Below are 21524 nucleotides of genomic sequence, written 5' to 3'. Positions count from 1 at the left end.
GCAACGTCCGCCTCAGGTTGTAGGGGTGGGGCTGACTCCACCTCCTGAAGGTGGACGAGCGAAGGACCGCTACTGCGGGATTACCCCTGGGGGTCACCCGTCGCAGGCAAGCACCAGACCCGACGTCGGCACCCCCGTCCCGGCCGTCACCAGCACTCGCTCAGCCGCGGGTATCTGGTTCACGGACGTCCCTCTCACCTGCCTCACCCCCTCCGCGATTCCGTTCATTCCGTGCAGGTACGCCTCCCCGAGCTGCCCCCCGTGTGTGTTGAGCGGCAGCCGCTCCTCGGCGACGAAGTCCGCGGCCTCCCCCTTTCCGCAGAACCCGAACTCCTCCAACTGCATCAGCACGAACGGAGTGAAGTGGTCGTACAGGATCCCCACGTCGATCTCCCCCGGCCCGAGCCCCGCCGTCCGCCACAGCTGCCGCGCCACCACGGCCATCTCCGGCAGGCCGGTGAGGTCGTCCCGGTAGAAGCTCGTCATCTGCTCCTGGCCCCGGCCGGCGCCCTGGGCCGCCGCCGCTATGACCGCCGGCGGGTTCGGCAGGTCACGGGCCCGCTCCACGGACGTGACGACCAGCGCCTGGCCGCCGTCCGTCTCCTGGCAGCAGTCCAGCAGCCGCAGCGGCTCGACGATCCAGCGCGAGGCCGCGTGGTCGGCGAGGGTGATGGGTCTGCCGTGGAAGTAAGCGGCCGGGTTGGTCGCCGCGTACTTGCGGTCGGTCACCGCCACATGCCCGAACGCCTCCGGCGTCAGCCCGTAGGTGTACAGATACCGCTGGGCCGCCATCGCCACCCAGGAGGCCGGGGTGAGCAGTCCGAACGGCAGGGACCAGCCCAGCGCCACGCCCTCCGCCGACGGCTCCCGGTGCTGGACGCCCGAGCCGAATCTCCGGCCCGACCGCTCGTTGAAGGCGCGGTAACAGACCACCACCTCCGCGATGCCGGTCGCCACCGCGAGCGCCGCCTGCTGAACCGTCGCGCAGGCGGCGCCGCCGCCGTAGTGGACGCGGGAGAAGAAGGACAGGTCCCCCATGCCGCACGCCTGTGCCACGGTGATCTCCGGGCTGGTGTCCATCGTGAACGTCACCATCCCGTCCACGTCCCTGGGCGTCAGCCCCGCGTCGTCCAGCGCGGCCCGCACCGCCTCCGCGGCCAGCTGGAGCTCGCTGCGTCCGGAGTCCTTGGAGAACTCGGTGGCCCCGACACCGACGATCGCCGCCCGGCCGCCGAGGGCGTCCCGCTCGCGCACGTTCATGCCGGTCCCTCCGACGCCGCTGTGCTCTGCCCGCCCACTGTGGTCTGCCCGCCCGCTGAGCTCTGCCCGTCGGCTGCGCTCTGCTCGGCCGTCGGCACGGTGACCGTCACCGTGCCGGTCACGTGTTTGCCGATGCCGTTGGCCCCCACCACTCGGACCGTCGCGGTGTCGCCTTCGACCTCCTCGACCCTGCCGGTCAGCACCATCGTGTCGCCCGGGTAGTTGGGCGCGCCGAGCCGTATGGCCACCTTGCGCAGCACGGCCGTCGGTCCGAAGTGGTCGGTGATGTAGCGGCCGACCAGGCCGTTCGTCGTCAGGATGTTCATGAATATGTCGGGGGAGCCCTTCTGGCGGGCCAGTTCCACGTCGTGGTGCACGTCCTGGTAGTCGCGGGAGGCGAGGGCGCCGGCGACGATCAGGGTGCGGGTGATCGGGATCTCCAGCGGGGGCAGTTCCGCGCCGGCCGTCATCAGGGGCGGTTTCGCGCCGGCTGCCACCGGGGGCAGTTCCGCGCCGGCTGTCATCCGGGCCGGCGTCCTGCCGGCGGTGCCCTTCATCCGACAGCCTCCTCGGCGTCCTGTGCGCGCCAGACCGGCAGCACCAACTCCTTGTCGTACTCCTGGAATTCGAGCCGCACCGGCAGCCCGATCCGGACCTTGTCGTACGGCACGCCCCGCACGTTGCCGATCATTCGCACGCCCTCGGAGAGTTCGATCAGGCCGACCGCGTAGGGCGGGTCGAAGGCCGGGAATGGTGGGTGGTGCATCACGACGTAGGAATAGACCGCCCCTTCGCCGCTCGCCTCGATCGTGTCCCAGTCCGGTCCTCCGCACGCGTTGCAGCCGGGGAGCCAGGGGTGGCGCAGGGTGCCGCAGGTGGTGCAGCGCTGGATGAGGAGGGTGTGGTGCCGGATGCCTTCCCAGAAGGGGGCGTTGTCCCTGTTGATGACGGGGTGGGGGCGCGGGGGGCTCTCAGGGCTCTGGGGCCGGTCCTGGTGGGACGGTCTGCGCGGCTGGACCGGCTGGACCGGCTGGACCGGCTGGACCGGCTGGACCGATTGTGCAGGCTTCTGCTGCCGATCGGGCTGAGACTCCTGGCCTGCTCCGCCCGGCCGCTTCGCCCGGCGGGCGGGCGCGTACTTGAGGATCCGGAACCGGTGGGTGCCCGCGAGGTCGGGGCCGACGTGGATGTCCATGCGGGTCGTGACGAAGTACCCCGTGCCCAGCTTCGTCGTCTTCCGCTCCGACACCGACTCGATCACCGAGTCGAAGGTGATCTCGTCCCCGGGCCGCAGGGGCCGTAGATACTCCTGCTCGCAGTCCGTGGCGACCACCGAGGTGTAGCCGGCTTCGTCGAGCATGCCGAGCAGTTCGTCGTAGGCGTGCGCGCGTCCCGTATGGCCGGAGAGGCCGCCCATCGTCCACACCTGGAGCATGGTGGGCGGTGCGATGGCGTCCGCTCCCGAGTAGGCCGCGTTGGTGTCGTCCATCGCCTCGCACCAGTGGCGAATCATGGGCGCGTTGACGGGGTCCTTGCCCGCGCGCGCCACGGCGGCGGGCTGCTCCTCGAACGCCCTCAGCCGCGTCTCGAACTCCTCGTCCGCCGCCACCTCTTGACTCACCCCCGGCCCGTAGCTCACCGTCGCCCGCCCCCCTCGTCTTCGTCGCCCGCCCCGCCCCGCGGCGCATCGCATTGACACTTCTGGTACACCGCAAGGGCCGATCCGGTTCCCACTTTTTTCGGGCCCGGGGGCGGTCGTTCGCCTGCCTCAGGAAGGTTTCTGACTGTCCGTCAGATAGACCGCACTGTCAAGACCACCAAGTAGCGGCAGGAACTGCACCCGCCGCGCGCCCCGTCACGGACCGGCGGGCAACCTCCGGCCGGGGCAACGCGAAAACGCCTGCGCGGCGGCACCGAAGTACCGCCGCGCAGACGCGTTACACCCCACAGCACACCCACAGTTCCGAGGAGGCCGGCGCCTGAGCACCGGGGCGCCGGCCCCCTCAGCTCACCACCAGAGCGGAGTGAAGTTGACCGACGTGTTGTCGTTGCCCTGGTTGACCGAGGTGAAGGCGGAGCCGTTGACCTGGGCGGTGTTGCTCTGGTTCGAGGCACCGGAGCCGGTCGCCTGCTGCTGGGTCGTGGACGAGGTGCCGTAGTTGTCGCCGCCGACCCCGCTGCCGATAAGGCCCTGAGCGGCCTCCGTCTCCGTGACAGACGCGCTGGATCCGTTGTCCGCGAGGGCGCCGTTGTCCGCCGTCGCGACGCCCGAGAAGAGGGCGACCGCGAGCGGAAGGGCGGAGACGGCTGCGATGGCGCGGGCGGTACGGATGCTTGCCATGTTGTTCCTCCAGAACAGGTGCGCCCAGGCTCCCCGCCGGACGCATTGGTGGTGCATGAAGTACGGCTTCTTCCAGGGAAGTTGGCCGACCGCCCCGGAGTCGTTCACGACGTCGCGAGATCAGAGTTGCCCACCGAATCCCCGGCGAACCACCCCGGAAGCCCCTATTCGCCCTCAAGCGTGATGACAAGTCGATAAACCCCTTTCGCCACTTCACACTCCCAGGCGGGGCAGTACGGGACAGGTCGCCCCCAAGCAGCACAAGGGGGGAAAGGTTCCCGCAGCCATCCGGCCAATCTCCGACGCCCGGCGAGTCGTCGGCGGGTCGTCGGCGAGTCACACCCAATCCCTCTTTCTTTTTTCGAACACTCGTACGAACATAGAGGCATGGCCACCACCGACCGGCAGGCCACGACGCTGGCCCTCGCACACGCCCTGTCAGCCGCCGAACGCGGACTGGCCGTCATCCCCCTGTCCCGGACGAAACTCCCGGCCCTGCGCTCCCCCCACCGCGACGACCCCGACCCCAGGCCCTGCCACGGCGAGTGCGGCCGTTTCGGACACGGCGTCTACGACGCCTCCACCGACCCCGCCCGCATCCGCGAACTGTTCGCCGCCGCCCCGTGGACGACGGGCTACGGCATCGCCTGCGGCCTGCCCCCGCACCACCTGATCGGCATCGACCTCGACACCAAGTCCGGTACGGACTCCTCCGCCGCCCTGCGGGAACTCGCGCTGCGCCACCTGTTCACGATTCCGCCCACGGTGGTCGTCCTGACCCCGAGCGGCGGCCGGCACCTCTGGCTCACCGGCCCGGCCGACGTCGTCGTCCCCAACTCGGCGGGCCGCCTCGCACCCGGCATCGACATCCGGGGCGCCGGCGGCTATCTCGTCGGCCCCGGCTCCCGCACCGACCACGGCGTCTACAGCACCGCGCCCGGCACCTCCCACATCACCCCCGCGCCCTGCCCGCGCGCCCTTCTGCGCCTCCTCCTCCCCCCACCACGCACCCCCCACCCCGCGCCTCCGTCGACCAGCGGCCACGGCCAGGGGCTCGTCCAGTTCGTGCTCGCCGCGCACGAGGGGCAGCGCAACACGCGCCTGTTCTGGGCGGCCTGCCGCGCGTACGAGGACGGCATCGGCCCGGCTCTCGTCGAGCCCCTCGTCGAGGCGGCCCTCAACACCGGCCTCACCGAACGCGAGGCCCGCGCGACGATCGGGTCGGCGGCGCGGATGACGGGGCATCGGCCCTGAGGGGACGTAATCGAACACCCTGCCCGACAGACATGCGTGCCGGTACGACCGGCGGCGGCGTGGGGCGACTGCCTGACCCAGTCAGGCGACTGACCGGCCCTGCAATTCACGGGAGCTCGATGCACCACCGCCCTAAAGTGCCGACCATGTCGCTGACCCGCGTCGTCCTCACGTCGGGCCGCTCACTCGACCTGTCCGAGCTGCGGTTCTCCTCGACGTACGGCGGGATGCTGGAGGGCTACCCCTGCAAACCGGTGAACGACATGAAGATCAGGAGCCTGGTCAGGGCGGCGGAGCGCGCCCACCCCTCGCTGCCGGTGCACCTCGTGCCGCCGCCGCGGGAGTATCCCGACCAGTACGCGGGCGCCTTCGGGCCGGTCGAGGTGCTGCCGTCCGTGGCCTGCGTGGGCGCCTTCCATTCCGCGGCCCTCGACCGCGGCCAGGACCCCGTCCTGCGCCGCTCCGCCCTCACGATCATCTGGTTCCAGCCCACGGCGCACATGCCGACCGGCTGCGATGCGGAGGACGCGCTGCGGGAGGTCGACTGGGAGGGGCTGGCGCGGGACTACGAGCTTTAGCGGGCTCTTGCGGTCGGGGACCCTAGGGGTGATCGGCGGGCTCTGGCGGGCCGATGGGCTCCTCGGCGAGATGTCCGACTCGGCACTCGGCAGCAGAATGGGTGATATCGGATGTTTGCGCCGGATCGGAGAGGCCATGAAGGACCTCAAGCTCGAGCAGAAGCGCTCGCTGTCACGTACGGAGGCCGCTGATCAACTCGAGGCGCTCGCGAGCGCGCTACGGGAAGGCGGGGACGCGGAACTGGAACTCGATCCGTGGAAGCTGAGCCTGCGGATCCCCGCCGATCTTCGCAGTGAGATCGAGATCGAGGTGAGTGACGGGGAGATCGAGCTGGAGATCGAGTTCAAGTGGTCGACGACTGCCACCACCCCCGACCGAACCGGCACCGGGGCCGGAGCCGTGTCCGGCAGAAGCAGAGGCGGGACTACGAAGCGCACCGCTTCGAAACGGACTGCGGCGAAGAGGTCCTGAGCCTCGCTACACGTGCCGGACGACCTCATAGATCGTCTCGGACGCGGGTGCCGGGTGCGGCGCGTTGTTCCAGCCGATCTCCTCGGCCCGCTTCTCGATCGCCCCTCGCGCGGCGTGAGCTGCGGCTTCGTCCTCGAAGAAGGCGACAGACAGTCCGTTGCCGGTGGCAGGGTCGACGAGGTGGTACGCGCCTTGGACGCCGGGCACGGTGGCGGCGGCATCCAGCACCCAGGCGCGGTCGTCAGTCGGCATCGGTTCCCACACGGCCACCCTCGCGATCATCGCTGCCTCCTTCTTCTCGTCGGTCTGAGCCTCCAGGATGGGGCAACCTTCGGCTGCAATGCTCACCATGACTGGTGGTCCAGGTGGGCAAGTCCCTCGATGGAGGCCAGACGGGCCTGCAGGGTGGGATCTGCGGCCGGGGTGGTAATCAGCAAAAGCACCTGGGCCCCCGGGTGTTCGGGAGCATAGAGCTCGTCTTCACCGTCATCGCCGTCATCGCCGGGGACCAGATTAGGCTGGATCTCGATCCGCCCGTCCGGGCTGTCGGCGAGGTGGTAGATGCCCCGATAAGAGCTCTCACGCTCACTGAAGGCCAGGCTGAAACGGTCGCTGACGAGCCGGACCAGCTCGCTGACACTGTGGCCGCTCGTGCCGTACGTGTGGTGGTCGGTCATGGTGGGGGGAACCTTATGCCGCGTCGGCGGCATGGCGTTGGCGAGCACGACGGATCCGAAGTCCCGTGCCCCAGCCGTGCCCGGTCGAGCGGGAAGCGCTGGGCAACGGCAGTTACTCACGGACAACGACAAAGGCGATGGCCCCTGACCGTTATTTCCTGGTCAGGGGCCATCAGCGTGCGCGGTGGGTGTGGGATTTGAACCCACGGTGACATCGCTGCCACGACGGTTTTCAAGACCGTTCCCTTAGGCCGCTCGGGCAACCCACCTCGGCTCCGGACCGCCGGGGGCGGAGCGGGTACAGCGTACCGGCACCGCGCGGTGCGCGGGGTTCGTGGTCCGGATGGGGCTACGGGGGGGCGAGGTGGGTGGGGTAACAGGGATGGGGCGCCCAAGGGCAAGGGCTCGGAGACGGCGTCACGGCGTCACGGCGTCGCGTCGTGCAGTCTGACCCCGTTGACCGCCGTGTCGAAGATCGGGCGGTACTTGTGCCACTCGGCGTCCGGGGCGGAGAGGTAGATCACGTACTGGGTGCCGTCGGTGTTCGCGAAGGCCAGTTCCGCGGCGCGGTACTCGCGGGCTCTGCCTTCGAAGGTGAACTCCCAGTACCCGGCGGGCTTTCCCCGGAAGGTCGTCTCGGCCATCCGGACCCGCTCGTAGCCGGGGTTGTCGCGCGCGGTCTGTTCCTCTTCCGTCTCCCGCCAGTGGCGGAGCGGGTCATTGCCCGCGAACTCGATGACGTTGACCCTCAGGCCCACCAGTTCCGACGGGTCTATGTAGGCCACCTCGCCGCCGGACAGCGTCGTGGACTTCCAGCCGTCCCGCACCGGAACGGAGATGCGGGTGTCCGGCTTCGCCAGGTGGTAGCCGGCCGGCAGTGGCGGTACGCCGGAGCCGGGGCTCGTGCTCGGCTCCAGGGTGGACACACTGGAATCGGAACCGGAACCGGCGGAACCCGAGCCCCGGCCACCCGCCCCGTCCGCCCTGCCGTCGAGCCACCACACCGCACCGGCCGCCAGGCAGGCCGCGAGCGTCACCGCCACCGCCGACAGCAGCACCGTACGGCGGCGTTTGCCGGTGCCCTTCGGGGTCGCGGGCGCGAGGTCGGCGGCGCGGTCGAGGCGGGTCGGCGGATCCAGTCGGGTCGGCGGGTCCAGGCGCGCGGTCGATGTGCCGGTCAGGTCGGCCAGGCGGCGTTCGACCTCGTGCACGTCCATGCGCTGCTCGGGATCCTTGACCAGCAGGCCCTCGATCACCGGGGCCAGGCCTCCGGCGCCGCGCGGCGTCTCGTACGGGTCGGTGGCGATGGCGTACGCCGTCTCGAACGCGGTGTCACGGCGGAACGGGTCCCGGCCCTCGACCGCCTGGTACAACGTCGCCCCGAGAGCCCACAGATCACTGGCGGGGCTGGTCTCGGGGCGGGCGCCGCGCAGGCGTTCGGGCGCCAGGTAGCCGATGGATCCGATCAGCTCTCCGGGCTTGGTCAGCGAGGACGTGCCCGATTCCATGGCGATCCCGAAGTCGGTGAGGACGATCCGCCCGTCGTCGCCGAGCAGGACGTTCGCGGGCTTGACGTCCCGGTGCAGGACCCCGGCGTCATGGGCGGCGCGCAGGGCGGCGGCCATGGCACGGCCGATGCGGGCGGCTTCCTCCGGTGGCAGCGCGCCCCGCCGCTTCAGCACGTCGCTCAGGGTGACCGACGGCACGTACTCCATGACGATGCACGGCAGCCCCTCGTCGTCGAGCACGTCGTGCACCACGATCACGTTGGGATGGGCGATCCGCGCGGCGCTGCGGGCCTCCCGGCGGGTGCGCTCGTAGAGGGTCTGGATCTCGTCGTCCTGGAGGTGCGGCGGGATGTGCAGCTTCTTCAGGGCGACATGACGGCCCAGCAGCCGGTCCTCGGCGCGCCACACGGTGCCCATGCCGCCGCTGCCCACCCGCTCCACCAGCAGGTACCGTCCGGCGACGAGCCGTCCCTGATCGGTCACCGCGAGACCGTCCCCTTCTCTGCTTCCCATCCGCGGCTCTTCTTCCCGTTCGCGAACAGTCCAGGCCGAGAACGCACGATAGTCCATTCGAGTGCATGGACATGGTGACCCGGCCGCTCGACACGAGCACGGCCGAGAGAGTCACGGAAGGGTGGGGCAGTTGCGGAGTACGCGTGTGGGGCGGGCCCCCTCCAAGGGTGGCCCGCCCCACGCGCGCGTGCTCGTCTCTCGTCAGCTGTCGCCCGTGCGGGCACCCAGGGTGAGTTCGACCGTGCGGGACTTGCCGTCCCGTTCGTAGGTGATCGTGACCTTGTCGCCGGGCTGGTGGGTCCAGATCTCGCCGATCAGGGTCGGGCCGGAGTCGATCACCCGGTCGTCGAGCTTGGTGATGACGTCGCCGGGCTTGAGGCCGGCCTTGGCGGCCGGGCCGCCCGCCTCGACCGCGTCCGAGCCGCTGGCGCCCTGCTCGGTGATCTTGGCGCCGTCGCTCGTGTCCTCCAGGGAGACGGAGGCGCCGATCTTCGCATAGACCGGCTTGCCGGTCTTGATCAGCTGCTGGGCCACGTACTTGGCCTGGTTGATCGGGATGGCGAAGCCGAGGCCGATCGAACCGGACTGGCTGGTGCCGCCCAGGCCGTTGGCGGCGGACTGGATCGCGGAGTTGATGCCGATGACATTGCCCTGCGCGTCCAGCAGCGGGCCGCCGGAGTTGCCGGGGTTGATCGAGGCGTCGGTCTGCAGGGCGCTCATGTAGGAGGCGTTGCTGCCGGTGCCGTCGCTGGAGGCCACGGGGCGGTTCTTGGCGCTGATGATGCCCGTCGTGACCGTGTTCGACAGGCCGAAGGGGGCGCCGATCGCGATCGTGGAGTCGCCGACCGCCACCTTGTCGGAGTCGCCCAGCGTCAGCGGGTTGAGGTCGGACGGGGCGCTCTTGAGTTTGATGACCGCCACGTCGTAGCCCTGCGCGTGGCCGACGACCTCGGCGTCGTACTTCTTGCCGTTCGGGAACGTCGCCGTGAGCTTGCCGCCGTCCACCGCGTCGGCCACCACGTGGTTGTTGGTGACGATGTGGCCCTCGGTGTCGAAGACGAAGCCGGTGCCGGTGCCGCCCTCGCCGCTGCTGCTCTCCGCCTGGATGGTGACCGTGCTGGGCAGCGCCTTGGCGGCCACGCCCGCGACAGTGTCCGGGTCGCGCTTGACCGAGCCGCCGCTGTCGGAGGCGGAGACGGTCGTCGAGGAGGTGTTGTCGTCGTTCTTGGCCAGGGTGTAGCCGAGGCCGCCGCCCAGGCCGCCCGCGACCAGCGCGGCGATGAGGACCGCGGAGAGCAGACCGCCGCGGCCACGGCCGGGCTTCGGCGCCGGCGGCTGCTGGTACGTGGCACCCCAGCCGGTGCCCGCCCCGAAACCGCCACCACCGTGACCGCCACCGCCGTAACCGCCACCGCCGTAACCGCCATCGCCGACACCAGCACCAGCACCGGCTGCACCGGCACCAGCACCAGCACCAGCACCAGCACCAGCACCAACGTCACCCGCCGCGGCACCGCCGTCCGCGTGCGGCGGTGTGGCGGGCGGCGGCGGAGGCGGCCAGGAGGCGTCGGGGGCCGAGCCCTGGGTGGCGCCCTGAGGGGCGGGCGGCTGGGCGCCGTTCGAGGCCGAGGGCTCGGGGGCGCTCGCTACCGGCGGGATCGGGGTGGTCGGGGCGGCGTCGGCCTGCGGAGCCGGGCGCTCCTGAGGGGCCGGAGCAGCGGGAGCGTCCGTCGGCACGGGGGGTGCGGACGGGGCCGGGGGTACCGCGGCGCCCTCGTTCTCGGTGCTCACAGCTTCTCTCCTATAGATCCACGGCTGGTGTTGTCGGTCGCACTCGGTCACGCCCGTTCACGGTTGTTCATGGCCGGTGCGTTTCAGCTGTGCATGTCTTTTGTATGCCGTCAGCTTTTCCCACGGGCCGTCAGAGCACCATAAGCCGTTGCTGTGGGTCCGCGGCCATTCCTTATATAGGTCATGTGCGACTAAACGGGCCCAATACTTGCACGCCCGAAACCGCTCCGGTCGCACGCGTACCCGGTTGCGGTGGCACCATGACGCGGTGACCCACGCACGGCAGCACCAGATCCAAGTCGTCGCCCATCGCGGAGCCTCCGAAGACGCTCCCGAGCACACGCTGGCGGCGTACAAGAAGGCGATCGAGGACGGTGCGGACGCCCTCGAGTGCGACGTACGCCTCACCGCGGACGGACATCTCGTCTGCGTACACGACCGTCGCGTCAACCGTACGTCCAACGGCCGCGGAGCGGTCTCGGCTCTTGAGCTCGCCGATCTGGCCGCGCTGGACTTCGGGTCCCGGAAGAACCGTGACTCCTGGAAGAACCGGGCCGAGGAGCCCGACTGGGAGGTCCGGCCGGAGGACCCCGAGGACACCTCCGTACTGACCCTGGAGCGGCTGCTCACGCTGGTCGCGGACGCGGGGCGGCGCGTGGAGATGGCCATCGAGACCAAGCACCCGACGCGCTGGGCCGGGCAGGTCGAGGAGCGGCTGCTGCTCCTGCTGAAGCGGTTCGGACTCGACGCCCCGGTCTCGGCCGCCGAGTCCCCGGTGCGCGTCATGAGCTTCTCGGCGCGCTCGCTGCACCGTGTGCGCGCGGCCTCGCCGACGCTGCCGACGGTCTCCCTGATGCAGTTCGTCTCACCGCGGCTGCGGGACGGGCGGCTGCCCGCGGGCGTCCACATCGCGGGCCCCTCGATCAGGATCGTGCGCAACCACCCCGCGTACGTGGAGCGCCTGAAGGCGGCCGGTCACCAGGTGCACGTATGGACGGTGAACGAGCCCGAGGACGTCGACCTCTGCGTCGAGCTCGGTGTCGACGCGATCATCACCAACCGCCCGCGCGCGGTCCTGCACCAGCTCGGTCGCTGACCGGCCGGCGACCGCACGCACGCGTGCCGGAAGCAAGCGCAACACAGGGAAACCCCTAAAACCCCTTCAATCCCTGCGCAACCTCTTGACCCGGTAGTCCCATCAGCCTCATCCTCCCCTCTCAGCCACACCGACGAATTCCAGCCATCTCGATTACGGGGAGTGCTCCGGCGCGTTCGGTCCGTATTCGATCGTTGCGAGTGCGTCACCGGACATTGGTTGGCCGGTTTCCGGTACAGGCCAATGGGGCATCCACACCGTGGCGTGGGGCAAAGGAGGTCTCGGGGGTGGCGTTGGTGGTGGCACAGGAGGTGCCCACGTCGTCGAGCATGGCTGTACCCCATGGTCCTGCGGGCGTGGGGAAGGCTCGACACCGGATGCGTGCGCAGTTGCGCAGGGGTGGCGTAGCGGAATCGGTCATCGACGATGCCGTTTTGATTCTTTCCGAACTCTTGAGCAACGCTTGCAAACACGGCCGTCCACTCGGTGACGCGCTCGCCGGCGACGGCGACGTCCTGGCCGCGTGGCGGGTGGAGGCGGGCGGCAGGCTCACCGTGGAGGTGACGGACGGCGGCGGACCCACCCGCCCTGCTCCGGCCACGCCCTCGGTCACCGCGCACGGCGGCCGCGGGCTGAACATCATCACCGCGCTGGCCGACGACTGGGGCGTGAGAGACGACGCCCGGGGCGAGGTCACGGTCTGGGTCGTGGTCCACGACGACGTACATGATCCTGACGCCGGGCACCGCCGGGACGACTTCGCTACGCGCGTCGCGGCCCCGTCGGTGGGCGTCATATCAGGCCTCGACTTCAGGGACGCCTTCGACGACATGGACTGAAAGCGCCGGTTTCGGCGCGCGCACCGCTCATCCCGGAAACGGGCTTCTCCCCGGCACGACCCGACGGGTTGTCCACAGCCTCCCGTCGGCCATGGCGTGAACGGCTAGGCTCGCGCCCGTACCAGACGAGCCGTAACCGGGAGACACCCACGATGGCCAAGAAGCGACCCCAGACCCAGGCCAAGCGCCCGCAGCTCAGCGACGGGGCCCGCGCCGTAGGCGCCGATGGACAGGTTCCGGTTGTCGGCGCGCGCGAGCCCTGCCCCTGCGGCAGCGGCCGGCGCTACAAGGCCTGTCACGGCCGGGCCGCCGCACAGGCGGTGACCGAGCTGGTGCAGCGCCCGTTCGAGGGACTGCCGGGCGAGTGCGACTGGGTGGCCCTGCGCGAGCTGGTGCCGGCCGCCACCGTCGAGCTGCCCCTGAAGGGCGGCCTCCCCGAGGGCGTCCCGTCGGTCACCCTGGCCACGGTGCTGCCGATGGCATGGCCCGCCCTGCGCCGCGACGACGGATCGGTGCTGCTCGGCCTGCAGAACGACACGGCGTCGGGCGACATCAGCCGCGACCTCGCCGACACCCTCCAGCAGGCCCTCGCCGCACAGCCGGGCACCCCGGTCCAGGGCCGCCGCGCCCCCGCCGACGGTCCGCGGCTGCAGGATCTGCTCGACCCCGAAGGCGCGTTCGAGCCAGTTGTCCACCCGGGCTTCGAGTTCTGGGTCCCGGACGCGGAGAACGCCACTCCGGAGGTCGCCGCCTCCCTGGAGCGGGCCAACGCCGCGGCCATCCCGACCGTGAAGCTGACCGGTGTGGACTCCGCCTACTGGTGCCAGACGCCGGAGAAGAACCACCTGCGCTGGGTCATGCCGCACCCCGAGGAGCAGCTTCTGGACGCTCTGGCGCGACTGCACGCGGCGGGCCGTTCGAACCTCGGCGAGGGCACCCGCCTGGTGGGCTCCTTCCGTGCTCACGGCCTGACCGTGCCGGTCTGGGACCTGCCGAGCGGTGTCGGAGCGGAGGACGTGGAGAAGCCGGCGGCCGAGTTCGCCGAGCGCCTCGCCGCGGCCCTGGCGACGGACGCTCCGCTCACGCCGGAGGAGCGTCGCGCGCGCGGCGGGCTGACCAACCGGCAGGTCACGCTCAGCTGACGCACAGCGCGGAGATCGGGTTCGGCTGAACGGCCGTTCAGCCGAACCGGCCCGCCCGGGAGAGGTGAATCGGATCACAACTCCCCTGCGGAGCAAGGGAATCCGTGACTTGAAAGCCCGGATCGAATTTGCGAACCGCCGATCTCTTGTTACCGTTCCATTAGCCCGGTTGCTGGTGCATCCCCCGTCGCCAGCAACCGGGTCTTTCCATGCCTGCGGCCCTTTACGGAACGACGCCGTACGTCAACCGCCCTTGGGCGCCTCGGAATTGCCCGGCGCGGAGTTGCTCGCGGACCGCAGCAGCAGCGCCCCGCCCCCGGCCCGCTCGGCGAACTCCGTGACGGCCGTGTAGGCGTCCAGGCCCGCACGGGTGCGCTCCCGGGGCGTCTCGCACGTCCCCGGCTCGTCCTCGGCGCCCACCACGCAGCTCATCTGCACCGTGCGTCCTCCGGGCCCCATGAGGCTCAGCACGGAGTCCAGCGCACCACCGGTGGCATTGCGGAAGTAGGTGCGCGCCCAGGTGTCCTCGCCCTGCGACAGGACACAGGTCTGCGCTTCGATGCCGCCGGGCGAGGTGAGTTCGGGACCGCAGCGCATCGCGGTGGCGAGGCCCAGGTCGAGCAGGGCGGAGTCCGTCGGGGTGGCCGAGGGCGCCTTGGCATCGCCCCGGGGGGACGGGCGTACGGCGTCGTCCTTCGGGGCCGGCGGGGTGGACCGGGCTGACGACCCGACGGCGGCGCGGCCCGCCTCGACCACCTGGCCGGCCGCGGCCCAGGCCAAGGGCAGGGCGACCACGGCCGCCCCGATGGACGCGAGGGCGATCAGACGGACTCTTCGCTGGTTCGGCCCGCGGCGATGCGACGACGGTGCCCTGTTTCCCCTGGAATGACGCGGCATATCCGGAAGATTACGATCGTGCGGGCGCGCGCCGTTCCGCGCGCGCCGGAGACCCCTACAACTCGGGGGCGCTCACACCCGTACGAGTGAGTGCCTCGACCACGGCGTCGACGACGGCCTCCACATCGGGCACCCACGGGGAGGCCGAGCCGGGCAGCGGGGCGCGCTGCCAGGTGATCGGGCCCTGGCCGGTCTCGGACGGGGGAAGGGCGAGATAGCCGCCCTCGCTGTGGAAGCGGAGGGAGCCGGGGACGAAGTCCTTGGCGTACAGCAGTTCGCCCAGCTGTTCCATGGAGTACGGCTTCACCAGGATCGCCCAGCGGGCGGGCGAGGCGACGACCGGGCCGAGGCGCATGCCCATTCGGTCGAGTGCGCTCAGGGCGTGCGCGGCGGGCAGGGCCGGGAGGCTGACCGCGCAGGGGGCCGTCCCCCCGGTGGCGAGGATGATCGGCGCCGCGGGCCGGTTCGTCCACCACCAGCGCACCATGCGCTCGTCGGTGGTGGCGGCGAGGAGCCCGGGGTCGAAGGGGTGGGCACCGGGAACCGTGCACTCCGGGTCGGGGCAGCCGCAGCGGGAGTGCCCCTGGGGGTGCGTCGCCGCTCCCGGGAGTACCGGCCACTGCCATTCCGTCGCGTAGGTCAGGGCCGCGCTGATCAGCTCAGGCCTCTCGTCACCGCGCAGGAGCCTGCGTCGCCTTCCGAGGATCTCGCGCATGAGCGCTCGTTCCTTTCCGTTGCACCGCTGGCAACACCGTGGGACATCACACCATGTGTCGATCACTTCACTGTGCGTACCTGTTGGCGCATCACACCCCTGCCTTGAGCAAGGGAAACCCCTATGGGCCGAGCGTTGGCTGCTTCCGCGGCAGCCTCGCCCATACCGCGTCTACCAAAAGCATGGGCGTGGCGTGGGGTGGCGAAGTCTGGCGTTTTACGGTCGCGCGTATTTCTCTTCGCCTCCGCCACGGGAGGATGGGGCACGATCGTCAGTGGCTAAGACGCCCGGGTCCGTCACCAGGTTCCGGGTGGTCGTCAACCACCCCTGGCCTTCACCGAGTACGTACCCATCACGACCGCTGTGACGCTCCGTGCAGCGAAACCAGTCGACCGCAATACCCCGTTCCCTGAGGCAGTTTTAAGCCAACTTTGCCTTTACGCAAGAGGTCTACGACGAGTGCTCTGGTTGCCCACGGACACCAGGAATCCCAGCAGGACAATGCTGGACATCCCCTTACGAGTGCGTGTACATGTGGAGACACTGCTAGCGGCGCAGAATGACATGGGGGTTTGCGATGCTTTTGAGCAATACGCACCGGTCGGAAAGCCGGACGCCATGAACGCCCCTCACCCTTCGAAAGTGGCCGGAATCGATTCGGCGGTTCCCTCGCCCGCACACACTGTCGCGCCCGCGCCCGCGACCGCGGCGGTCGCCCCACCGAACGCTCCGGGCGCACTGCTTCAGGACCGACTCGCCGGCTGGGTCTCGGACCTCACGACGCTTCACGAGCTCACCGAACGCCTCGCCCGGACGGGCGGACTCGCCGAAGCGCTGGAAGAACTGCTGCGCGCCGGGTCCGCCCTCGTGGGCGCCCGGCGCGGTCTCGTCGTACTCGAACCGGCGGACGGGCTGGGCCCCGACACGACCATCGGCCTGGGCCTGGCCCGCGCGGACCTCGGGCACATCGAGACCGTGCCGCGCAGCGCGATGTCGTACGGCCGGATCCTCGACGGCCTCCCGGGCGGGGACGGCGAGATCGCCCAGCCCGACCTGCTTTCCGAGGACGGACTCGACCCGCGCCACCGCGAGGTCGCCGCCCGCCTCGGCTACGCCGCCAGCTACGCCCTCCCCCTGACCACCGACGCCGCCGGCCGGCTCGGCGCCGCCGTGTGGCTGTACGACGAGCCCGCCGAACCGGCCGAGCGCCAGCGCCACCTCATCGGCCTGTACACCCGCTACGCCACCGAGCACCTGGCCCGGCTCCTCGAAGTCGAGCGCACGCGCGCGTGCATGCGGACGATGGCCGAGGAACTGCTGCCCTCCCGGCTGCCCCGCATGGCCGGGGTTCAGCTGGCCGTCCGGCATCGCACCGGCCCGCGCGGGGGCGGCGACTGGTACGACGCACTGCCGCTGCCCGACGCCGCGCTCGGCCTCGCGGTCGGCTCGGTCACCGGGTCCGGGCCCAGCGCGGTCGCCGCGATGGGCCGACTCAGGGCCAGCCTGCGGGCGTACGCCGTGATGGAGGGCGAGGACCCCGTCGCCGTCCTGTCCGACCTGGAGCTGCTGCTCAGGCTCACCGAGCCGGCCCGCTCCGCCACCGCCCTGTTCGCCTACTGCGAGCCCGCGCTGCGCAAGATCACGCTCGCCGGCGCCGGGCACGCCCCGCCGCTGCTGATCGGCGACCGGCGCACGGAGTTCGTGGAGACCTCCGTCTCCGCGCCGCTGGGCATGCTGGCCTGCTGGGAGGCGCCGAGCGTGGAGCTGACCGCCGAAGCCGGAGAGACGGTTCTGCTGTACACCGACGGACTGCTGCACCGCACCGGCGACCCCACCGACCGCGCCTTCGCCCGGCTGCACGCCGCGGCGGCAGGGGTGCCGAGGGCGATCCGGCACGACCCGGACGCCGTCGTCGACCACGTCCTGCGGACCGTGCTGCCGGGCGGAGTGGACCAGGCGGACAGCGAGGAGGACGTCGTCCTGCTGGCGGCCCGCTTCGAGTAGCTGCCCGCGACGCTCGGTCACCCACCCATAACAGGCACGTGACCGGTGCCATAGCAGGGCCCGGCCGGAGGTCGTTCGCTCCTGGGACCCGCTCGGTACGAACGTACGATGGACGGGGTCCAGTGCCGTATCGAGGAGGATGACCGTGGCCGACGAGCTCACCCCGGACGAGTCCATTGCTGCTACCGCAGCGGACCCGGAGACCGAGTCCGAAGAGCCGATCAAGCAGCGCAAGAACGGCCTGTACCCGGGCGTGTCCGACGAGCTCGCCGAGAACATGAAGTCCGGCTGGGCCGACACCGAGCTGCACGACCTGCAGCCGATCGCCCAGGCCGCAGAGACCGCCGCGCGGCGCGCCGCGCTGTCGGCGCGGTTCCCGGGTGAGCGCCTGGTGATCCCCGCGGGCAACCTGAAGACGCGCTCGAACGACACCGAGTACGCCTTCCGGGCGTCGGTCGAGTACGCGTACCTCAGCGGCAACCAGACCGAGGACGGCGTACTCGTCCTGGAGCCCGTCGCGGACGGCCACGAGGCGACGATCTACCTCCTGCCCCGCTCCGACCGCGAGAACGGCGAGTTCTGGCTCTCCGGCCAGGGCGAGCTGTGGGTCGGCCGCCGGCACTCGCTGACCGAGGCGGAGAAGCTGTACGGCATTCCGGCCTCCGACGTGCGCGAGCTGGCGGACAAGCTGCGCGAGGCCACCGGCCCGGTCCGGGTCGTGCGTGGCTACGACGCCGGCATCGAGGCCGCGCTGACCGACAAGGTCACCGCCGAGCGGGACGACGAGCTGCGCGTCTTCCTGTCCGAGGCGCGGCTGGTCAAGGACGACTTCGAGATCGGCGAGCTGCAGAAGGCCGTCGACTCGACGGTGCGCGGCTTCGAGGATGTGGTGAAGGTCCTCGACAAGGCCGAGGCGACCTCCGAGCGCTACATCGAGGGCACGTTCTTCCTCCGCGCGCGCGTGGAGGGCAACGACGTCGGCTACGGCTCCATCTGCGCCGCCGGTCCGCACGCCTGCACACTGCACTGGGTGCGCAACGACGGACCCGTGCGCTCGGGTGACCTGCTGCTGCTCGACGCGGGCGTCGAGACGCACACCTACTACACCGCCGACGTCACGCGCACGCTGCCGATCAACGGCCGCTACAGCGAGATCCAGAAGAAGATCTACGACGCCGTGTACGAGGCCCAGGAGGCCGGGATCGCGGCCGTGCAGCCGGGTGCGAAGTACCGGGACTTCCATGACGCCTCCCAGCGGGTGCTCGCCGAGAAGCTGGTCGAGTGGGGGCTCGTCGAAGGGCCGGTCGAGCGGGTGCTGGAGCTGGGCCTTCAGCGGCGGTGGACGCTGCACGGCACCGGGCACATGCTCGGCATGGACGTGCACGACTGCGCCGCCGCGCGCGTGGAGTCCTACGTCGACGGCACGCTGGAGGCCGGCATGGTGCTGACCGTCGAGCCGGGGCTGTACTTCCAGGCCGACGATCTGACGGTGCCGGAGGAGTACCGGGGGATCGGCGTGCGGATCGAGGACGACATCCTGGTGACCGCGGACGGGAACCGGAACCTCAGCGCCGCGCTGCCTCGGCGGTCGGACGAGGTCGAGAGCTGGATGGCCGCGCTGAAGGGCTGACGTCGGATTGATGGCCGGGCACCCGTGGGGGTGTCCGGCCATCTTCGTGTCCGCGGGTCGCGGGGGCTTGTCGCGCAGTTCCCCGCGCCCCTTGAGGGGGTCGCAGTGGACCTGCATCTTGAACTCGCCGACGCCCACGGGCGCCGTACCGGAATCGAACGTGCCCTGCGTGATGCCGTGCGGGACGGGCGGCTGGCGCCCGGGGCTCTGTTGCCTGCCACTCGGCGGCTCGCCTCCGAGCTCGGGGTCTCCCGGAACACCGTGAAGGCGGCGTACGACCAGCTCGTCGCCGAGGGGTATCTCACCGCCCGGCAGGGTGCCGGTACGCAGGTCGCCCCGCTGCCGCCCGTCGACCCCGCGCCGCCCGAGGCAGCCGTACGCGCGCGTGCCCCGCGCTTCGATCTGCGGCCCGGGAGCCCGGACGTGGGGGCGTTTCCGGCGGCGGCCTGGTTGCGGGCGCTGCGCAGGGCGATCGCCACGGCGCCGTCGGTGGCGTACGACTACGGGGATCCGCGGGGGCGCGTGGAGCTGCGGACGGCGCTTTCGGGGTATCTGGGGCGCGCGCGTGGGGTGCTCGCGCCGCCGGAGCGGATCGTGATCACCTCCGGGTATGTGCAGGGCCTCGCGCTGCTCACGCGGGTGCTGGACGGCGGGGTCGTCGCGATGGAGGACCCGGGGCTGCCGTTCCACCGGGAGGTGGTGCGGCGGGGCGGCGGCACCGTCGTGCCCGTGCGGACCGACGAACGGGGTGTGTGCGCAGGGGAGTTGGCCGACTGCGCCGCCGTCGTCGTGACGCCCGCGCATCAGTATCCGACCGGTGTGACGCTGCACCCCGAACGACGGCGGCGCTCACGGACTGGGCACGCGTCGGCGGCGGGCTGATCGTCGAGGACGACTACGACGGGGAGTTCCGCTACGACCGCCAGCCCGTCGGCGCGCTCCAGGGGATGGCACCGGGTCAGGTGGCGTACCTGGGCACGGCCTCGAAGACGCTCGGCCCCGCGCTGCGGCTCGGCTGGATGGTGCTGCCGCCGCACCTCGTCGACGCCGTCGTGGACGCCAAGCTGCACAGCGACCATCACACCGAGTCCATCGGCCAGTTGGCGCTCGCCGAACTGATCGGCAGCCATGCCTACGACCGCCATGTGCGGGCCTGCCGGCTGCGGTACCGGCGGCGCCGGGACCTGCTCCTGGACCGGCTGGGGGCGCATCGGCGGGTACGGGGGGTCGCGGCCGGCCTGCACGCGCTGGTGGAGGTCGACGACGAGGCGGCGGTGCTGGCGCGGGCCGAGGCGGAAGGGCTCGCCGTGGGACACCTGGGGGAGCACTGGCATACGGCGATCGGCGCCGAGGGGCGGACGCAGGGCCTGGTCGTGGGCTACGGGTCGCCTCGGGAGCGGGTGTATCCGCAGGCGTTGGAGGTGCTCGGGAAGGTGCTGGACGGGGTCTGAATTGGACCACTGGAATGCCTCGGAATTGGGCCTGTCGATGGATCCACCGGGTCCCTACCGTCGTTGGCATGACCACCAGCCGCCTCCTCCCGCCCGCGGGACCGCAACGCGTCCTCGCCTCCGCCCAGTTGGCCAACTCGATCGGTGACGGCGCCTACTACGTGACGTCGGCGTTGTACTTCACCCATGTCGTCGGCCTCGCGCCCGCGCGCGTGGGGCTCGGACTGACCGTCGCCTGGGCCGTGGGCTCGCTGGCGGGGGTGCCGCTCGGGCGGCTCGCCGACCGGCGTGGACCGCGGGGCACGGCGGTGCTGCTCGCGCTGGCGACCGCGCTGGCGGTGGCGTCGTTCCTCGTCGTCCGTGGCTTCGTGCCGTTCGTCGTGGCCGCGTGCGCGTACGCGACCGCCCAGTCGGGGCTGGCGGCGGCCCGGCAGGCGCTCCTGGCCGGGCTGGTGTCCGCCGGGGACCGGACCGGGCTGCTCGCGCATCTGCAGTCCACGCTGAACGCCGGGCTGGCGGTGGGAGCGGCGCTGGGCGGGCTGGCGCTGAACGCGGGGACGCGGGAGGCGTATCTGGCCGTGTTCGCGCTGGACGCGGTGAGCTTCGTGGTGTGCGCGGGCGTGCTGACGAGGCTTCCCTCGGTACGGCCCGTCGCCGTGCGGACGCGGGACTCCCTCGGCGTCCTGCGGGACCGGCCGTACGCCCTGGTCACGTTCCTCAACACCGTCCTGCTGCTGCGGATGCCGCTGCTCAGCCTCGGGCTGCCGCTGTGGATCGCCGAGCGGACGGACGCGCCGGCCTGGCTGGTCTCCGCGCTGTTCGTGCTCAACACCGGGGCCGTGATGGTCTTCCAAGTGCGCATGGCACGCGGCGTGACCGGCGTCCCGTCGGCCACGCGCGCGGTGCGGCGGTCGGGCTGGGTGATGCTGGCGGCGTGCGCGGTGTTCGCGCTGTCGGCGGGCGCCTCGCCCTGGGTGGCCGCCGGGGTGCTGGTCGCCGGCGCGGTGCTGCAGGTCGCCGCCGAGATGGGGCAGTCGGCGGGGTCGTGGCAGCTGTCCTTCGACCTGGCGCCGGCGGATCGCGTGGGCGAGTACCAGGGGTTCTTCGGCACGGGCGTGACGGTGGCACGGACCCTGGGGCCGCTCGTCCTGACCTCGCTGCTGGTGGGGTGGGGGACGCCGGGATGGCTGCTGCTGGGCGCCGTGACCCTGGCCGCGTCCTACGCCATGGGACCCGCGGCACGGTGGGCCGCCGACTCTCGGGTACGCCGTGCTGTCACGCGGCCCGCGCTGGTGCCCTGACCGGCAGGGCGTCCAGGAACAGCGCGCCCGCCAGCAGCCCGGCGCTCCCCCGCAG

General features: G+C 71.3%; 19 protein-coding genes, 1 tRNA gene and 1 pseudogene. 10 read left to right on the top strand and 11 right to left on the bottom strand.

Annotation, left to right across the window (positions count from 1 at the left end; genetic code table 11):
* Positions 1–93 precede the first annotated feature (93 nt).
* The 4 genes from ACIRD7_RS30670 to ACIRD7_RS30655 form a co-directional block, all read right to left on the bottom strand.
* A complete protein-coding gene (locus ACIRD7_RS30670; RefSeq protein WP_403458689.1) occupies positions 94–1260 on the bottom strand; it encodes a lipid-transfer protein in 1167 nt (388 codons plus the stop codon).
* Entirely contained in the window at positions 1257–1730 is a 474-nt protein-coding gene (locus tag ACIRD7_RS30665) for a MaoC family dehydratase (RefSeq protein ID WP_403458874.1), read from the bottom strand. Before ACIRD7_RS30665 ends, ACIRD7_RS30670 begins: the two co-directional genes overlap by 4 nt.
* A gap of 83 nt (positions 1731–1813) precedes the next feature.
* Positions 1814–2881: a bifunctional MaoC family dehydratase N-terminal/OB-fold nucleic acid binding domain-containing protein gene (locus ACIRD7_RS30660; protein ID WP_403458687.1), complete on the bottom strand. Its 1068-nt coding sequence runs from the start codon at positions 2879–2881 to the stop codon at positions 1814–1816.
* Positions 2882–3268: 387 nt separating this feature from the next.
* Entirely contained in the window at positions 3269–3601 is a 333-nt protein-coding gene (locus tag ACIRD7_RS30655; protein WP_403458685.1) for a hypothetical protein, read from the bottom strand.
* 387 nt (positions 3602–3988) lie between these two features.
* Here ACIRD7_RS30655 and ACIRD7_RS30650 point away from each other — a divergent pair, with 387 nt between their 5' ends.
* The 3 genes from ACIRD7_RS30650 to ACIRD7_RS30640 all read left to right on the top strand — a co-directional run bounded on the left by ACIRD7_RS30650 (position 3989) and on the right by ACIRD7_RS30640 (position 5905).
* Positions 3989–4855 carry a bifunctional DNA primase/polymerase gene (locus tag ACIRD7_RS30650; protein WP_403458682.1) on the top strand — a complete coding sequence of 289 codons (867 nt, stop codon included), beginning with the start codon at positions 3989–3991 and terminating at the stop codon, positions 4853–4855.
* Between the two features lie 146 nt (positions 4856–5001).
* Positions 5002–5433, top strand: coding sequence for a hypothetical protein (locus tag ACIRD7_RS30645; RefSeq protein ID WP_403458680.1), 432 nt, complete (start codon positions 5002–5004; stop codon positions 5431–5433).
* Between the two features lie 28 nt (positions 5434–5461).
* The gene (locus ACIRD7_RS30640; RefSeq protein WP_403458679.1) at positions 5462–5905 is read left to right on the top strand and encodes an amphi-Trp domain-containing protein; all 444 of its coding nucleotides are present in this window, start codon (positions 5462–5464) and stop codon (positions 5903–5905) included.
* A gap of 6 nt (positions 5906–5911) precedes the next feature.
* Here the strand turns inward: ACIRD7_RS30640 and ACIRD7_RS30635 are convergent, their stop codons facing one another.
* From ACIRD7_RS30635 to ACIRD7_RS30615, 5 genes are all read right to left on the bottom strand, one after another.
* Positions 5912–6256, bottom strand: a complete 345-nt coding sequence (locus tag ACIRD7_RS30635) for a hypothetical protein (RefSeq protein WP_403458677.1) — start codon at positions 6254–6256, stop codon at positions 5912–5914.
* Positions 6250–6582 carry a hypothetical protein gene (locus tag ACIRD7_RS30630; protein ID WP_403458676.1) on the bottom strand — a complete coding sequence of 111 codons (333 nt, stop codon included), beginning with the start codon at positions 6580–6582 and terminating at the stop codon, positions 6250–6252. The genes ACIRD7_RS30635 and ACIRD7_RS30630 overlap by 7 nt, the downstream gene beginning before the upstream one ends.
* A 182-nt stretch (positions 6583–6764) precedes the next feature.
* Positions 6765–6851 (bottom strand) — tRNA-Ser (locus ACIRD7_RS30625).
* 156 nt (positions 6852–7007) lie between these two features.
* Positions 7008–8603, bottom strand: coding sequence for a protein kinase (locus ACIRD7_RS30620; protein WP_403458673.1), 1596 nt, complete (start codon positions 8601–8603; stop codon positions 7008–7010).
* A gap of 201 nt (positions 8604–8804) precedes the next feature.
* Positions 8805–10394, bottom strand: a complete 1590-nt coding sequence (locus ACIRD7_RS30615) for a S1C family serine protease (RefSeq protein ID WP_403458671.1) — start codon at positions 10392–10394, stop codon at positions 8805–8807.
* A gap of 268 nt (positions 10395–10662) precedes the next feature.
* Here ACIRD7_RS30615 and ACIRD7_RS30610 point away from each other — a divergent pair, with 268 nt between their 5' ends.
* The 3 genes from ACIRD7_RS30610 (at position 10663) to ACIRD7_RS30600 (ending at position 13471) form a co-directional block, all read left to right on the top strand.
* Positions 10663–11490 carry a glycerophosphodiester phosphodiesterase gene (locus tag ACIRD7_RS30610; RefSeq protein ID WP_403458668.1) on the top strand — a complete coding sequence of 276 codons (828 nt, stop codon included), beginning with the start codon at positions 10663–10665 and terminating at the stop codon, positions 11488–11490.
* 200 nt (positions 11491–11690) lie between these two features.
* Positions 11691–12329 (top strand): ATP-binding protein, encoded by a 639-nt coding sequence (locus ACIRD7_RS30605; RefSeq protein ID WP_403458667.1) that lies wholly within the window; start codon positions 11691–11693, stop codon positions 12327–12329.
* A 152-nt stretch (positions 12330–12481) separates the two neighbouring features.
* Positions 12482–13471 (top strand): DUF5926 family protein, encoded by a 990-nt coding sequence (locus ACIRD7_RS30600; protein WP_403458665.1) that lies wholly within the window; start codon positions 12482–12484, stop codon positions 13469–13471.
* 243 nt (positions 13472–13714) lie between these two features.
* Here ACIRD7_RS30600 and ACIRD7_RS30595 read toward each other — a convergent pair whose 3' ends face one another.
* Together ACIRD7_RS30595 and ACIRD7_RS30590 are read right to left on the bottom strand one after the other, a co-directional pair.
* Positions 13715–14368 carry a hypothetical protein gene (locus tag ACIRD7_RS30595; protein WP_403458663.1) on the bottom strand — a complete coding sequence of 218 codons (654 nt, stop codon included), beginning with the start codon at positions 14366–14368 and terminating at the stop codon, positions 13715–13717.
* Positions 14369–14423: 55 nt separating this feature from the next.
* The gene (locus ACIRD7_RS30590) at positions 14424–15083 is read right to left on the bottom strand and encodes a bifunctional DNA primase/polymerase (RefSeq protein ID WP_403458660.1); all 660 of its coding nucleotides are present in this window, start codon (positions 15081–15083) and stop codon (positions 14424–14426) included.
* 501 nt (positions 15084–15584) lie between these two features.
* On the opposite strand from ACIRD7_RS30590, the gene ACIRD7_RS30585 reads away from it, so the two are divergent.
* The 4 genes and pseudogenes from ACIRD7_RS30585 to ACIRD7_RS30570 all read left to right on the top strand — a co-directional run bounded on the left by ACIRD7_RS30585 (position 15585) and on the right by ACIRD7_RS30570 (position 21469).
* Positions 15585–17087 carry a PP2C family protein-serine/threonine phosphatase gene (locus tag ACIRD7_RS30585; RefSeq protein ID WP_403458659.1) on the top strand — a complete coding sequence of 501 codons (1503 nt, stop codon included), beginning with the start codon at positions 15585–15587 and terminating at the stop codon, positions 17085–17087.
* Positions 17088–17232: 145 nt separating this feature from the next.
* Positions 17233–18717 (top strand): aminopeptidase P family protein, encoded by a 1485-nt coding sequence (locus ACIRD7_RS30580; RefSeq protein ID WP_403458657.1) that lies wholly within the window; start codon positions 17233–17235, stop codon positions 18715–18717.
* A gap of 105 nt (positions 18718–18822) precedes the next feature.
* Positions 18823–20168: pseudogene (locus ACIRD7_RS30575) on the top strand (PLP-dependent aminotransferase family protein).
* Between the two features lie 68 nt (positions 20169–20236).
* Positions 20237–21469 (top strand): MFS transporter, encoded by a 1233-nt coding sequence (locus tag ACIRD7_RS30570; RefSeq protein ID WP_403458655.1) that lies wholly within the window; start codon positions 20237–20239, stop codon positions 21467–21469.
* The last annotated feature ends 55 nt before the right edge of the window (positions 21470–21524 follow it).

This window comes from Streptomyces sp. NPDC093568 (genome assembly GCF_044764945.1).
GTDB lineage: Bacteria > Actinomycetota > Actinomycetes > Streptomycetales > Streptomycetaceae > Streptomyces.
This window is presented reverse-complemented; position numbering and strand designations above follow the sequence as displayed.

Excerpts from the sequence above, each read along its gene's own strand:
- ACIRD7_RS30600 (WP_403458665.1), top strand. The coding sequence starts at position 12,482 with ATGGCCAAGAAGCGACCCCAGACCCAGGCCAAGCGCCCGCAGCTCAGC.
- ACIRD7_RS30620 (WP_403458673.1), bottom strand. The coding sequence starts at position 8,603 with ATGGGAAGCAGAGAAGGGGACGGTCTCGCGGTGACCGATCAGGGACGG.
- ACIRD7_RS30665 (WP_403458874.1), bottom strand. The coding sequence starts at position 1,730 with ATGACGGCCGGCGCGGAACTGCCCCCGCTGGAGATCCCGATCACCCGC.
- ACIRD7_RS30650 (WP_403458682.1), top strand. The coding sequence starts at position 3,989 with ATGGCCACCACCGACCGGCAGGCCACGACGCTGGCCCTCGCACACGCC.
- ACIRD7_RS30630 (WP_403458676.1), bottom strand. The coding sequence starts at position 6,582 with ATGACCGACCACCACACGTACGGCACGAGCGGCCACAGTGTCAGCGAG.
- ACIRD7_RS30585 (WP_403458659.1), top strand. The coding sequence starts at position 15,585 with ATGCTGGACATCCCCTTACGAGTGCGTGTACATGTGGAGACACTGCTA.
- ACIRD7_RS30635 (WP_403458677.1), bottom strand. The coding sequence starts at position 6,256 with ATGGTGAGCATTGCAGCCGAAGGTTGCCCCATCCTGGAGGCTCAGACC.
- ACIRD7_RS30570 (WP_403458655.1), top strand. The coding sequence starts at position 20,237 with ATGACCACCAGCCGCCTCCTCCCGCCCGCGGGACCGCAACGCGTCCTC.
- ACIRD7_RS30590 (WP_403458660.1), bottom strand. The coding sequence starts at position 15,083 with ATGCGCGAGATCCTCGGAAGGCGACGCAGGCTCCTGCGCGGTGACGAG.
- ACIRD7_RS30670 (WP_403458689.1), bottom strand. The coding sequence starts at position 1,260 with ATGAACGTGCGCGAGCGGGACGCCCTCGGCGGCCGGGCGGCGATCGTC.
- ACIRD7_RS30655 (WP_403458685.1), bottom strand. The coding sequence starts at position 3,601 with ATGGCAAGCATCCGTACCGCCCGCGCCATCGCAGCCGTCTCCGCCCTT.
- ACIRD7_RS30595 (WP_403458663.1), bottom strand. The coding sequence starts at position 14,368 with ATGCCGCGTCATTCCAGGGGAAACAGGGCACCGTCGTCGCATCGCCGC.
- ACIRD7_RS30645 (WP_403458680.1), top strand. The coding sequence starts at position 5,002 with ATGTCGCTGACCCGCGTCGTCCTCACGTCGGGCCGCTCACTCGACCTG.